We start from the raw sequence: 13,120 nt of genomic DNA on the forward strand, positions 1-13,120 counted from the left end.
CCGGATGCACCAGCAGATGCCGCCCCGCAGCCGCCGCACCCGCGTCCGTGCCCGCATCGCCGGGCTGCTCGCCCGGCTTGGCGTACGCACGCCGTCCTGCCTGTTCGCGTTGCTGCTGGCATGCGCGTCCTGCGAGGCCTCGCCGCAGCCCGCGCCGCATCCGCAGCCAGCCGTTTCGCTGGAATACGCGGTCAAGGCGACGTATCTCTACAAGCTCGCGCCGTTCGTCAACTGGCCGCCGGCGACGTTCGAATCGCCGCAACAGCCCTTCCGCATCTGCGTGGCCGGCGATGCCTCCTTCGACGCCTACCTTCAGCAAGCGGTCGCCGGACGCAGCCTGGGCACGCACCCGTTCGAGGTGCACCGGCTGGAGACACTCACGCCCGATAGCCAGTGCCAGATCGTGTTCATCAGCCGCCTCGCGTCGCAGACCGTCCAGGAGGCGCTCGAAGCGGTCGATGGCAAGCCGGTGCTCACCGTGGTCGATTCGACGGAACCGCACGCCGATGGCGGCATCGTGAAGTTCGTGATCGATCGCGGCCGCGTGCGCTTCGTGATCGACACCGGCGCTGCCGCGCGCAACCACATCACCATCAGTTCCAAGCTGCTCAACCTCGCCCTGGCCGTGAGGGAGGCGTCGTGAAGCGGCAGGGCCCGGGCCAGCCTTTCGTGTTCCGGCCCGTCATGTCGCTGATCGCCGCCGGCCTGCTGTTGCTGGCCGGCGCGCTCGCGGCCGGTTACCAGTACCACTCCTCGCACGCCGAGCACCGCCGCCAGCTCACCGTGCAGGCCAAGATCCTGGCCGCCAGCGTCACCGCGGCGATCGCATTCAACGACCGCGCCACCGCGCAGGAATATGTCAATGCGCTGATGCTGGACCCGCGCCTGGACGCGGCTGCCGTCTACAACGAGGCACATCGCCAGGTGGCCGGTTTCCAGCGCGCAGGCAGCCGACCGCTGGCCGACAGCCTCGCCAACGGTGGACGACTGCCGCGCGATGGCCTGGTGGTGGCCGTACCCGCGCAACAGGGCAGCACCGCGGTGGGCAGCGTGTACCTGCGCGCCGCCGAAACGCCGCTGATCATGCAACTGGCCCGTTACAGCGGCGTGGCGCTGCTGACCCTCATGGCCGTGCTGATGCTGTTCGCGCTGGCCGTCGCCCATCGCGTGCTCATGCGCGCCAACGCGGCGCTGGAGCGACGTGCGCGCGAGCTGGCCACGGCCTATGAGCGGCTGAGCGACGAGATGGAACATCGCGCACGCACCGAGGAGGCTCTGCGCCAGAGCCAGAAGATGGAGGCGATTGGCCAGCTTTCCGGGGGCGTCGCGCACGACTTCAACAACCTGTTGATGATCATCCGCGGCAGCCTCGCGCGCCTCAACAAGCAGTTGCAGCACACCGACCCGGTGATCGAGCGGGAGGTCCAGCTCGAGCGCGAAGGCGTCGCTGCCGGTCCGGCGGCCCAGGACATGCCGGCGCGGGACCGCGAGCTGTTCGAGGAGCGCCAGGCTCGCCATCGCCAGATCCAGCGCTACCTGGACATGGCCCAGGACGGCATCGACCGCGCCGCCAGCCTGACCCAGCGCCTGCTCAGCTTTGCCCGCCGCCAGCCGCTCTCGCCCAAGTCGGTGCGGCTGGACGAACTGGTGCGCAGCATCCAGCCGCTGCTGGACCATTCGGTCGGCTCCAGCTGGCGCATCGACTATCGGCTCGAATCGCACTGGCCGGTGCTGTGCGACGCCAACCAGATGGAGAATGCGATCCTCAACCTGGTGATCAACGCGCGCGACGCGATGCCCGACGGCGGCCCGATCTGCATCTGCACCGACGACCTGAAGGTGGATGCGGCCCATCCGGTGGACGGGCTGGCCGCGGGCGACTACGTCCGCCTGCGCGTGATCGATACCGGCGTGGGCATGAGCGAGGACGTACGCCGCAAGGCGTTCGACCCGTTTTTCACCACCAAGCCGGTGGGCAAGGGCACCGGCCTTGGCCTGAGCACCATCCTGGGCTATATCGAGCAATCCAATGGCGTGGCGCAGATCGAGAGCCGCCTCGGCCATGGCACGACCATCCACATCATCCTTCCCCGCGTCCCCCGCGAAACTCTCCCCGAGGAAGCGTAATGCCCACTGCAGACACCGCCCCCCATATCCTGCTGGTCGAAGACGAGGCGTTCCTGCGTGAACTTGTCATGGAAGGCCTGCAGGAAGCCGGCTTCAGCGTCGTGGAGGCCAGCGACGGCACGTCCGGCGTGCAGGCCCTGCAATCGGACGTGCGCATCGACGTGCTGCTGAGCGACATCAAGCTGCCGGATATCGACGGCTATCAGGTCGCCGAAGCCGCCCGCACCCTGCGCCCGGGCCTGAAGGTCATCCTGATGACCGGCTACGCCCCGTCGCCGCTGCCGCCGGCGCTGCAGTCGGTGGTCTACCGCGTGCTGCAGAAACCCTTCTCGCTGGAAACGTTGCCGGGCATGGTCAACGCCGCGCTGGAAGCCTGACCGCGGACACTCGGCCTGGGCGTCGTCAGGCGCTCATCGCCCGGGCCTGCGCGTAGAGCCGGCTCAGCAGCAGGGCCACGTCTCGCAGGCTGGCGCCCCACACCTGCACGTTCACCTCCATGCGGTTGGCCAGCTCGAACGACGTCCAGCAGGTCAGCGCGTGGCTGTCCGGCAAACCGGGATCCACCGCGGGGACGATATACCTGTCGGTGTTCCCCCAGCAGACGATATAGCCGATGTAGGGCGACTCCATCGCGAAGTAGTGCTCCTTGGTCGTGGAGCCCAGGTACCTCAGCCCCGGGAAGTGTTCCGCGCGCAGGCTGGTCGGGGTCAACGTGAACCACAAATCCGAGCCGTCACGGCGGCTGCTCGACAGCCGGCTGGGTCTGCGCCCGGGATCGCCATGCCCGGGTCCGGGAAGGATCCTCACAAAGCTGCCGCATGGCGGGTGGCTTTTCTCCGCTTGCCGGCAGGGCCCCAGCCGCTGGCCGTCCCAGAATGCGTCTATCTCCCAGGAGCGGTTGCCCGACCAGCCCGTATCAGGCAGCCGGACATCGAACCGGTCGGGCACGGTCCAGGTCAGGCGATCGGCCGCAAAGCGCCTGGCGAAATGTCCGTTGGTCACGTCGGCCAGAATCGCGTTATAGGCGCGTGCGTAGCCGCGTGCCACGTGGACCCGCCGGTTGTGCTCAGGGTAGCCGGGGCGCAGCGTGGCTCCCCGCAGGCATCGTATGCCCACATGGGCCTGCAGCCTGAGCAGCCGGGCATCGGTTCCGGTGTACCCCGTGCAATGGCCACGATCACGCAGTCCGATCGGGCGAAAGTCCAGCTGTGCCACGTGCGTCCTGACATCGCTGCGAGGATCGTCGAGATGAAGCGGTGCCACCGCGGCCTGGAGGGCCTGCACGTCGGCGCTGCTTTCCAGGTCGGAACAGCCCGCCAGCGTCGGGATCAGGCCCAGACCGACGAAGCGAAGAGACACGGCACCTCCCTCTCGCGCAGACGACTGTGCTGTTTTGCCACGAAAACGTTCTCCTGGCGACGGGGCGCCGCAATTCACTGCAAGCCTACGCCTCGTTGACTGCGGATCGACCATGTTGATCGGCGCGCAGTATCGCCGCGACAGGCGAAGGCCATGTAGCCTGCGAAGGCACATGCCTCGGGGGCCGGACACACCTTTGCGCTCGTTCCGGAGGACTTCACCACGCCAACCGAAGGCGCCTTGGCACGATGACCCCACAACAGGCCCAGCCGACGACGCGTCCTTCCCGCCCGGCGGAAAATGGGCCGCCGGAAGCGCCTCCGGCACTGGACATCCTCCAGCAGGTCATCGATGCCAGCCCGGCCATGGTCCAGGTGGCCGACCTCGACTACCGCCTCCTGGCTATCAACAAGGCCAGCGCGAACGAGTTCGAGCGGATCTTCGGCATACACCCCCGGCCGGGTGATTCGATGCTCGAACTGCTTGCCGACATGCCCCGGCAGCAGGCCGAAGTCAAAGCGGTGTGGAGCCGGGCGCTCGGCGGCGAGTCGTTCAAGCAGACGGGCGAGTATGGCGCCGAGGGAAGCCGCAAAAGCTACGAGATGAGCTACTTCCCCTTGCGCGCGGCCAGCGGGGAACAGGTCGGAGCGTTCCAGTTCGGCCATGAGACCACGGGTGCCGTGCGCCATGTCCGAGCCCCGGCCGATGCCGGCGGCCTGCACCGCGCCGAAGCGGCGGCCGGCGCAGAGTTGCAGGAGGGGACCTACCGGGAACTGTTTGCCAGCATCCGCGAAGGCTTCTTCATCGCCGAGGCCGTGCGCGACGAGCACGGCGGGGTGGTCGATTTCGTATTCCTGGAGGTCAACGAGGCGTTCACCGGCCAGACCGGCCGCGATGCGCGGGATGTGCTGGGGCGTCCGGTCAGCGAGGTCATTCCGGGATTTCCGTTCAGCGTGATCCAGCTGTACGGCGGCGTGGTCGACACGGGCACGCCCTCCGTATTCGAGGTCAACGTGCCGGCGCTGCAGTTCCGCTCGTTCGAGGCCCGCGCGCACCCGCTCGGTGGCGAGCGGTTCGCGGTGCTCTTCCTCGACATCACCGAGCGCAAGCGCATCGAGCAGGCACTGGAGGAAAGCCGCGCGTCGCTCGCGACCATCGTCGACTCGGTCGACCAGATCATCTGGACCGCGCGGTCCGACGGCTACCACGACTTCTTCAACCGGCGCTGGTACGAGTTCACCGGCGCGGCGCCCGGCACGACCGAGGGAGACGCCTGGGCCTGCCTGTTCCATCCGGACGACCGCCAGCGGACCTTCGAGCGCTGGCGGCACAGCCTGGTGACGGGCGAGCCCTACGAGATCGAGTACCGCATGCGGCACCACAGCGGCGCCTACCGGTGGATGCTGGGGCGCGCGCACCCGGTGCGGAACGAGGCCGGCCGAATCCTGGGCTGGATGGGCACCTGCACCGACATCCACGAGCGGAAGGCCTCCGCCGAACAGCTGGAACTGGCCGGCAAGGAGCTCAGCCATCGCATCAAGAACATCTTTGCGGTGATCGCGGGCCTGGTGGCGCTCACGGTACGGCAGTTTCCCCAGAGCCGTCCCTTCGCCAACGAGCTGATGGATCGGCTGATGGCGCTGGGCGAGGCGCACGACTACGCACGACCCCACGGACGCGACGAGGAGCCGGCCGAAACGGGCGCCACCGTGCTGGGGCTCACCCGCCGCCTGCTCAGGCCCTACGCGCTGGAGGGCTACGACCGCGTCGAGCTGGCCGGCGACGATGTCCCGATCGAACCACGTGCGGTCATGCCGCTTTCCCTGGCGATCCACGAGCTCGCCACCAACGCCGCCAAGTACGGCGCGTTCGCCGTACCCGAAGGGCGGGTCAAGGTGTGGGGCGAACGTGCCGGCGACCGCTTCGTCCTGCACTGGTGCGAGCGGGGCGGGGCCGCCGTGCACGAGCCACGGCGCACCGGCTTCGGTACCCGCCTGGTCGATCTGACCCTGCGCGACCAGCTGACTGGCGAGCTGACCCGCAACTGGCATCCCGAGGGGCTCGAAGTGCATGTGTCGGTACCCATGGAGCGGCTCGCCGGCAGCTCCTGATCGTGGCGCCAGGCGAAAACCGTGCGGTCGTGCTGCGCTGGCATGACTTCAGACCCATGTACTAGTACGAACTTCGCAATAACCTGCACACCAACTCAAGTGGCAGTGCAGGCGAGCGCGTGGACGATCGGGTCGGCCATCTGAAGAAATTCCAGAAGGAGCTCTCCGCCGGCACGGTTTCGCTGGTGCTGCTGGCGGTGCTGGAGCAATCGAGGCAGCCGCTGTATGGCTACCAGATCGCCAAGCGGCTGGAGGAACTGGGCGAGGGCGTGCTGGCCGGCAAGCAGAGCGCGCTGTACCCGGTGCTGCGCAACCTGGAGGCGGCCGGGCTGCTGGCCAGCGAGGTCGAGCCTTCAGTGAGCGGGCCGCCGCGCCGCTATTACCGCGTTACCCCAGCGGGGCGGGAGGTGCTGCGCGAATGGGTCGCGGCCTGGAACGCCACGCGTGATTCCGTCGACAAGGTCCTTCAAGGAGAGGTGTGATGAACGCACCGCGCACGATCAACGAATACCTCGACCAGCTGCGCGCCGCGCTGCGCGGCGCCGACCCGGCACTGGTGCAGGACGCGCTCTACGACGCGGAGGAGCACCTGCGCGCCGAGCTCGCCGAGCAGCCGGCGCGCAGCGAGGCAGACATGCTGGCCCACGTCGTGGGCAGCTACGGCGCACCGGAGGAGGTGGCCGAGCTGTACCGCGACCAGGAGATCCGGATCCAGCGCGCGCTGCGCCCGCCGCCGCCGCCGAAGCGCCGCTCGCTGGCCGGTCGCTTCTTCGGCGTGGCAGCCGACCCGCGTACCTACGGCGCGCTGTTCTACATGGTGCTGGCGCTGGCCACGGGCATCTTCTACTTCACCTGGGCGGTCACCGGGGTGTCGCTGTCGGCGGGCCTGTCGGTACTGATCGTCGGTTTGCCGTTCATCGTGCTGTTCTTCGGCTCGGTACGGGTGCTCTCGCTGGTCGAGGGGCGCATCGTCGAAGCCATGCTGGGCGCCCGCATGCCGCGGCGCCCGCCGTATCCGACGCGTGAGCTGACGCTGATGAAACGCATCGGTGCGATGTTCACCGATGCGCGTACCTGGACCACGCTGCTCTACATGCTGCTGATGCTCCCGCTCGGCATCGTCTACTTCACGATCGCGGTGACGCTGGTGTCGGTGTCGGTAGGCTTCATCGGTGCGCCGGTGGCCTGGATCGTCAACCGGGGCGACCTGTCGCGGTTGTTCGTCGACCACCGGGTGGTCATCGACTGGGGCTGGGGCGAGCACGTGCCGGGCTGGATCGACGCCATCGGGCTGTGCGTCCTCGGCGTGATGCTGTTGTTCGCCACGCTGCACCTCGTGCGCGGGCTGGGTCGCATGCACGGACAGGTTGCGCGACACCTGCTGGTGCGCGGCTGAGCGAACCCTGTAGGAGCCCGCTTGCGGGCGATGCTATCCCGCGGGTTTAGGCAGAGCATCGCCCGCAAGCGGGCTCCTACGGTCAACGGGTCGCAATCCGCACCGCACATGGGCGAACGACCCTACGCATCCGAACTAGAAATCCTCGCCGTCGACGATCTCCAGGCCGGCATCCAGCCGCCGCGCCTCGGCTTCGGCGACCACCCGCACGGCGTCGGCGTGCATGTCGTCCGGGGCGTCGACCTCGACCATGAAGACCCGGCCCTCGCTGTCGTCCACGAGGTTGGCCGAGCTGGAATCGTCGCGTACGCCCAGCATGAAGTCCTCGATCTCCTCGACGTGCTCGATACCGTCGATGCCATGCAGCATGGTGATGATCGAATCGGCGGCATCGCGGTTGCCGATCAGGCGCAGGCGAATCATGGACATGGCGCGGGCTCCAGGCGGGGCGGTTGCAAAAATGCTGGAGTGCCCCATGTATGCGTCGGGTGATTGCCAGGCCGTACCATGGGCTTTTCCCGCAACCGCCCGCCCATGTCCAAGACCTACGACCGCGCCTATTTCGACAAGTGGTATCGCGACCCGCGCCATGCCGTCGCCTCCGCTGCCGAGCTGAAGCGCAAGGTGGCGCTGGCGGTCGCGCAGGCCGAGTACTACCTGGGCCGACCGCTGCGCAACGTGCTGGACGTCGGCTGTGGTGAAGCGCCCTGGCGCGCGCCGCTGCGCGCCCTGCGGCCCGGCGTGGCGTATCGCGGACTGGATGCGAGCGCCTACGTGGTGGCCCGCTACGGGCGCAGCCGCAACGTCGGGCTGGCGCGCTTCGGCCAGCTCGAGCATCTGCGCTTCGAAGCGCGTTTCGACCTGATCGTGTGCACCGACGTGCTGCATTACCTGCGGCCGGCGGAAATCCGCGCGGGCCTCGCCGGCATCGGCGAGATGCTCGAGGGCGTGGCATTCCTGGAGGTGTTCACCAGCCGCGACGACGTAGTGGGTGACCGCGAAGGGTTTATCTCGCGGCCGCCCGCTTGGTACCTTCGGCAGTTTGCGCAGGTGGGACTGCTCCCCTGCGGGTCACATTGCTATCTGGGGCCACGTCTGGAGCGCCACGTGGCGGCGCTGGAACGGGCGCAGATGGCGGGCTAGGCATTTCACAGCGAGGATGAGGGCAGACCTCATAATCCGCAGTCTGCCTACGGCAATGGCAGATCGTTTGGGCAGAGAGGCAAGCATGTCGACAGGTGAGGAAAACTACAGCCGGATGGTGCAGGCGCTGGACGCGCTCGCCATGGTTTTCCTCGATCCGCAGGGGCGCATCGCCAGCTGGAACGCGGGGGGCGAACGCATCTTCGGTTACACCGCTGGCGAGATCGTGGGACAGCCGTTCGCCGCACTCCATACCCCAGAAGGCCGATCCGCCAGGCTGCCCGAACACGCGCTCAAGGCGGCCAGGGACGAGGGGCGCGACGAGGAGACCGGCTGGCGCCTGGGCAAATACGACCAGCGGCTGTGGATGCGATCCATCCTCGAAGCCGTGCGCGACAAGGCGGGCCAACTGGAAGGTTACGTTTTCCTGGCCCGCGACCTTCCCTGGCCGCACCAGGCGGATGAGATGCTCGGCAGCAACGAGCAGCAGTTCAGCCTGCTCGTGCAGGGCGTGCGCGACTACGCGATCTACCTGCTCGATCCCGAAGGCCACGTGGCCAGCTGGAATGCCGGCGCCGAGCGCATCAAGGGCTATCGCGCCGACGAGGTCCTGGGCAAGCACTTCAGCCACTTCTACGCCGACGAGGACGCCAGCGCCGGCAAGCCGTCGCGCAACCTCGCCGTCGCTCGCACCCAGGGTGTCTACGAAGGCGAGGGCTGGCGCAAGCGCAAGGACGGCACCCTGTTCTTCGCGCACGTGGTGATCGACCGCCTGACCGATGCCGATGGCCGCGTCGTGGGCTTCGCCAAGATCACCCGCGACGTGACCGAGAAGAAGCGTGCCGAGGAAGAGCTGGCAGCCGCGCGCGAAGCGCTCTTCCAGGCGCAGAAATCCGAATCCATCGGCCACCTGACCGGCGGCGTGGCGCACGACTTCAACAACCTGTTGATGGCCGTGATGGGCAACCTGGAGTTGTTGCGCAAGTGGCTGCCTTCGGCCCCGCGCGCCCAGTTGTTGCTGGACAACGCCATGGCCGGCGCGCAGCGCGGCGCGGCCTTGACCCAGCGCATGCTTGCCTTCGCGCGACGCCAGGAATTGCACCCGCGTCCGGTCGACGTGCCGCTGCTGGTGCACGGCATGGCCGAACTGATCCGCCGTTCGCTGGGTCCGGAGATCCGCATCGGCACCAGCTTCCCGCTGCAGCTTCCGCGGGTGCTGATCGATCCGAACCAGCTGGAGCTGGCGCTGCTCAATCTTGCCGTCAACGGCCGCGATGCCATGCCGCAGGGCGGCCGGCTGGAGATCGGTGCGAGCAGCGAGCACGTGGGCGAGGGCCACTCGACCGCGCTCCCGTCTGGCGAGTACGTCTGCCTGTGGGTCGCCGACGAAGGCCACGGCATGGACGAGGCCACCGTCATGCGCGCCACCGAACCGTTCTTCACGACCAAGGGCGTGGGCAAGGGCACTGGCCTGGGCCTGTCGATGGCCTTTGGCCTGGCCGAGCAATCGGGCGGGCGCCTGCTGCTGCAGAGCCAGCCGGGCAGGGGCACCACGGTCGAAATCTGGTTGCCGGTCGCTACGGCCCAGGCCGCCCCCTCTGCGGTCGCGGTCGGTGACGCCGATGCGCCGCTGCACGCCGCCGACCCGCTGACGCTGCTGATCGTGGACGACGACGACCTGGTACTTCTGAGCACCATGGCCATGGCCGAGGATCTCGGGCATGTCGTACACGCCGTGCGCTCGGCCGAGGAGGCGCTGGCGTACCTCGACGCCGGCGGCGAGGTCGACCTGGTCATCACCGACCAGGCCATGCCCGGCATGACCGGCATCCGGCTGGCCGGGCTATTGCGTGAGCGCGCGCCGGGCCTGCCGATCGTGCTGGCGTCCGGCTATGCCGATCTGCCGGGTGCGCCGCTTCCAGGCCTGGTGCGATTGAGCAAGCCTTTCACCCGGCGCGAACTGCATCGGGCCATCGGCGATGCCGCCGGCCAGCTGGGCATCAAGGAAGAGGCCGGCTGAGCGGCCGCTTTCCGGCATGACTGCTTTGGTGCGTTGAAGCCCAACTGCGGAAACTGCGTGAGCGGATCTCACGTGGCTGTGTCCTGCCTGCGCTAAAGTGCCCTGGCTGGCCGTAGGTACGAGGGATTCTCATGCAGCACCGCGCGGGTCCGTTCTCTGCCCAGGCGCGCGCCGAATCGCCGTTTGGCAGCGAGGCGCGCCGGCTGGAGCTGGCGACGCGCGCCGCCAAGCTGGGCATCTGGGACTGGAACCTGCTCGACAACACCTTCGTCTACTCCCCCCGCGCCCGCGAGATCTGCGGCCTGCCGCCGGGTGACGAGCCGCTGCGGCTCGAACAACTGCAGGCGTGCACCCATCCTGAGGACCTGCCGCGCACGCACGGCCTGCTCCTGCGTGCGCTCGATCCGAAGATCCGCGAAAGCGTGCCCTACGAATACCGCGTCGTGCACCCGGACGGCCAGGTTCGCTGGGTCGTGGCCCATGGCGAGGCGCTGTTCGCGCCGGTCGACGGCCAGGTGCGCGCCGTGCGCTACACCGGCACGTTGCAGGACGTCAGCGAATGGCGACAGCTGCGTGCGGCGCTGGAAACCAGCGAGGCGCGGCTGCGCCTGGCGATCGAGGCCGGGCGCATGGCCGTATGGGAAGTGGACCTGCGCAACGAAACCATGGTCGGCTCGCCCGAACTCAACCGGCTGCTCGGTTTTCCCGAGGACGCCACGCCGACGGTGGAACAGGTGCGCGCCGGCTACCCGCCCGGCGAGCGCGAGCGTGTGCACGCCGGCATGGTCGATGCGCTCGCGCGCGGCGAGCGGTTCGTCGAAATGGAGTTCCGTTACAACTGTCCCGATGGCGAGCAGCGTGCACTGCTGCTGCGTGCGGAGATCCACGTCGTCGATGGCCAGCCAGCCACCGCGATGGGCGTGTTGATGGACATCACCGACCGCCGCCGTGCCGAAGACGCGTTGCGCGCCAGCGAGGCGCGGCTGCAGCTGGCCCAGCGGGTGGGCAAGATCGGCGTGTGGGAATGGGAGCTGCCGTCCGGCGACGCCAGCTGGTCGCGGGAGATGTACGTGTTGTTCGGGCTCGACCCGGACGCCGGGATCACTCCCGACGCAGCCTGGCTCGCCACCGTTTTCCCGGAAGACCGCATCGCCGTCGACGAGGCCGTGCGCCGCAGCACCGAGAGCGGCCAGCCGGTGGACATCGAGTTCCGAATCCGCGCGCACGGCCAGACCCGCTGGATCCTCTCCAAGGGCACGCCGGTGACCGGCTCCGACGGGCGGCGGCGGATGATCGGGGTCAACCAGGACGTCACCGGCGCGCACCAGCAGCGGACGGCGCTGGAAGACCGCAATCGCGCATTGCAGGAGGAGGCCTTCAAGATCGGGCGCGAGCGCGAGCGCGTGTTCGAACTCAGCCGCGACCTGTTCGCGGTGGCCGGATTCGACGGCTACTTCAAGGTGATCAACCCGTCCTGGACACGCATCCTGGGCTACGACACCGAGACCCTGCTCACGCGGCCGTTCCTGGACTTCATCCACCCGGAAGACCGCGCGGCCGCCAACGCCGTGCTGGCCTGCCTGCGCCGCGGGCACCAGGCGCCGCCCTTCGAAAACCGCATGCACTGCGAGAATGGCGGTTGGCGCTGGATCGCCTGGACCGCGGTCGCCGAGTACGACCGCATCTACGCGGTTGGCCGCGACGTCACCCAGGAAAAACTCGCCGCGCACGAACTGGAGGCGGCCAACCGCCAGCTGCGCAACCAGATCGAAGGTCGCGAGCGGGTCGAGGCGACGCTGCGCCAGATGCAGCGGCTGGAGGCGGTCGGCCAGCTCACCTCGGGCGTCGCGCACGACTTCAACAACCTGCTGACCATCGTGCTGGGCAACCTGGACCTGATCGAGATGACCGTCGACGAGCCGAAAGTGCGGCGCCGACTGGAACTGATGCGCCAGGCCGCGTTGCGTGGTGCCACGCTCACCTCGCAGCTGCTGGCGTTCTCCCGCCGTCAGCGGCTGGAGCCCAAGGTGGTCGACCTCAACGGCACCGTCCAGGGCATGAGCGAGTTGCTCCGCAGCACGATGGGCGGCAGCGTCGCGGTGGCGGCCCACCTGCAACCGGGATTGTGGAGCGCGCTGGTCGATCCGACCCAGATCGAGCTGGTGATCCTGAATCTGGCGATCAACGCGCGCGACGCCATGCCGGTCGGCGGCAGCCTGACGATCGAGACGGCCAACGCCACGCTTGCCGGGGAACCGCGGCAACCAGGTGAGCCGGCCGCGGGCGACTACGTGGCCATCTCGGTCACCGACACCGGTACCGGCATGAGCGAGGAAGTGCGGGCGCGCGCGTTCGAGCCTTTCTTCACTACCAAGAGCGTGGGCAAGGGCTCCGGTCTCGGGCTGGCGCAGGTGCTCGGGTTTGCCGAGCAGTCCGGCGGCGGCGTGCGCATCGAGAGCCGTCCCTGCGCGGGCACCACCGTGCGCGTCTACCTGCCGCGCGCGCAGGCGGGTGCCGCCATCACGGAGCTTGCGTCCGACCACCACACCCCTGCCGAGCCGTTGGCGCAGCGGCGGGTCGCGCTGCTGGTGGATGACGATTGCGCCGTCCGCGACGTCACCGCCGCGCGGCTGCGCCAGCTCGGCTTCGACGTGCTGGAGGCCGGATCCGGCGGCGCGGCCCTGGATCTGCTCGATCGTTCGCCGCAGGTGGACCTGCTGGTTGCGGACTTCGCCATGCCCGGCATGAACGGTGTCGAGGTGGCCCAGCAGGCGCGCGCACGCCGGCCGGACCTGCCGGTGCTGTTCGTGACCGGCTACGCGGACCAGACCGCACTGGCCGGCGTCGGCGAGGAGCGCGTGGTGCAGAAGCCGTTCCGCAACGACGAGCTGGAGCGCAAGGTGCGAGCGGTGCTCGGCGGCTAGCGGGACTACCGCTCACTTCAGCCCGGCCGCCACGCCCTTG

Annotated in this window: 11 protein-coding genes; 9 read left to right on the forward strand and 2 right to left on the reverse strand. The window is 68.6% G+C overall.

Features of this window, described 5'->3' with window-relative positions:
- The first annotated feature begins 16 nt into the window (after nucleotides 1-16).
- Genes J7I44_RS12800 through J7I44_RS12810 form a run of 3 tightly spaced genes read left to right on the forward strand, consistent with a single transcriptional unit; the run spans nucleotide 17 to nucleotide 2,504 of the window.
- A complete protein-coding gene (locus J7I44_RS12800) occupies nucleotides 17-643 on the forward strand; it encodes a TOL_0243 family YfiR-like periplasmic protein (RefSeq protein ID WP_209621418.1) in 627 nt (208 codons plus the stop codon).
- A complete protein-coding gene (locus J7I44_RS17040) occupies nucleotides 640-2,127 on the forward strand; it encodes a sensor histidine kinase (RefSeq protein WP_209621419.1) in 1,488 nt (495 codons plus the stop codon). The genes J7I44_RS12800 and J7I44_RS17040 overlap by 4 nt, the downstream gene beginning before the upstream one ends.
- A complete protein-coding gene (locus J7I44_RS12810; RefSeq protein WP_209621423.1) occupies nucleotides 2,127-2,504 on the forward strand; it encodes a response regulator in 378 nt (125 codons plus the stop codon). The genes J7I44_RS17040 and J7I44_RS12810 overlap by 1 nt, the downstream gene beginning before the upstream one ends.
- A 25-nt stretch (nucleotides 2,505-2,529) precedes the next feature.
- Here J7I44_RS12810 and J7I44_RS12815 read toward each other — a convergent pair whose 3' ends face one another.
- The gene (locus J7I44_RS12815) at nucleotides 2,530-3,486 is read right to left on the reverse strand and encodes a hypothetical protein (RefSeq protein WP_209621426.1); all 957 of its coding nucleotides are present in this window, start codon (nucleotides 3,484-3,486) and stop codon (nucleotides 2,530-2,532) included.
- A gap of 248 nt (nucleotides 3,487-3,734) precedes the next feature.
- Between J7I44_RS12815 and J7I44_RS12820 the strand changes: the two genes are divergently transcribed.
- From J7I44_RS12820 to J7I44_RS12830, 3 genes are all read left to right on the forward strand, one after another.
- On the forward strand, nucleotides 3,735-5,597 hold the full coding sequence (locus J7I44_RS12820; RefSeq protein WP_209621428.1) for a PAS domain-containing protein: 1,863 nt from the start codon (nucleotides 3,735-3,737) through the stop codon (nucleotides 5,595-5,597).
- A 119-nt stretch (nucleotides 5,598-5,716) separates the two neighbouring features.
- On the forward strand, nucleotides 5,717-6,079 hold the full coding sequence (locus J7I44_RS12825; protein ID WP_209621432.1) for a PadR family transcriptional regulator: 363 nt from the start codon (nucleotides 5,717-5,719) through the stop codon (nucleotides 6,077-6,079).
- Nucleotides 6,079-6,993: a sensor domain-containing protein gene (locus J7I44_RS12830; RefSeq protein ID WP_209621435.1), complete on the forward strand. Its 915-nt coding sequence runs from the start codon at nucleotides 6,079-6,081 to the stop codon at nucleotides 6,991-6,993. The genes J7I44_RS12825 and J7I44_RS12830 overlap by 1 nt, the downstream gene beginning before the upstream one ends.
- Before the next feature lie 135 nt (nucleotides 6,994-7,128).
- On the opposite strand, the gene J7I44_RS12835 is transcribed toward J7I44_RS12830, so the two are convergent.
- Nucleotides 7,129-7,422, reverse strand: a complete 294-nt coding sequence (locus J7I44_RS12835; RefSeq protein WP_209621439.1) for a hypothetical protein — start codon at nucleotides 7,420-7,422, stop codon at nucleotides 7,129-7,131.
- A gap of 105 nt (nucleotides 7,423-7,527) precedes the next feature.
- On the opposite strand from J7I44_RS12835, the gene J7I44_RS12840 reads away from it, so the two are divergent.
- From J7I44_RS12840 to J7I44_RS12850, 3 genes are all read left to right on the forward strand, one after another.
- Nucleotides 7,528-8,136 carry a class I SAM-dependent DNA methyltransferase gene (locus J7I44_RS12840; RefSeq protein ID WP_209621442.1) on the forward strand — a complete coding sequence of 203 codons (609 nt, stop codon included), beginning with the start codon at nucleotides 7,528-7,530 and terminating at the stop codon, nucleotides 8,134-8,136.
- An 85-nt stretch (nucleotides 8,137-8,221) separates the two neighbouring features.
- A complete protein-coding gene (locus tag J7I44_RS12845; protein ID WP_209621444.1) occupies nucleotides 8,222-10,156 on the forward strand; it encodes a hybrid sensor histidine kinase/response regulator in 1,935 nt (644 codons plus the stop codon).
- A gap of 131 nt (nucleotides 10,157-10,287) precedes the next feature.
- A complete protein-coding gene (locus J7I44_RS12850) occupies nucleotides 10,288-13,080 on the forward strand; it encodes a PAS domain-containing hybrid sensor histidine kinase/response regulator (protein ID WP_209621447.1) in 2,793 nt (930 codons plus the stop codon).
- Nucleotides 13,081-13,120: the final 40 nt, after the last annotated feature.

Origin of the sequence: Frateuria flava (genome assembly GCF_017837635.1) — a bacterium.
Classification (GTDB): Bacteria; Pseudomonadota; Gammaproteobacteria; order Xanthomonadales; family Rhodanobacteraceae; genus Frateuria_A; species Frateuria_A flava.

Excerpts from the sequence above, each read along its gene's own strand:
- J7I44_RS12800 (WP_209621418.1), top strand. The coding sequence starts at position 17 with ATGCCGCCCCGCAGCCGCCGCACCCGCGTCCGTGCCCGCATCGCCGGG.
- J7I44_RS12810 (WP_209621423.1), top strand. The coding sequence starts at position 2,127 with ATGCCCACTGCAGACACCGCCCCCCATATCCTGCTGGTCGAAGACGAG.
- J7I44_RS12820 (WP_209621428.1), top strand. The coding sequence starts at position 3,735 with ATGACCCCACAACAGGCCCAGCCGACGACGCGTCCTTCCCGCCCGGCG.
- J7I44_RS12830 (WP_209621435.1), top strand. The coding sequence starts at position 6,079 with ATGAACGCACCGCGCACGATCAACGAATACCTCGACCAGCTGCGCGCC.
- J7I44_RS12835 (WP_209621439.1), bottom strand. The coding sequence starts at position 7,422 with ATGTCCATGATTCGCCTGCGCCTGATCGGCAACCGCGATGCCGCCGAT.
- J7I44_RS12840 (WP_209621442.1), top strand. The coding sequence starts at position 7,528 with ATGTCCAAGACCTACGACCGCGCCTATTTCGACAAGTGGTATCGCGAC.
- J7I44_RS12845 (WP_209621444.1), top strand. The coding sequence starts at position 8,222 with ATGTCGACAGGTGAGGAAAACTACAGCCGGATGGTGCAGGCGCTGGAC.
- J7I44_RS12850 (WP_209621447.1), top strand. The coding sequence starts at position 10,288 with ATGCAGCACCGCGCGGGTCCGTTCTCTGCCCAGGCGCGCGCCGAATCG.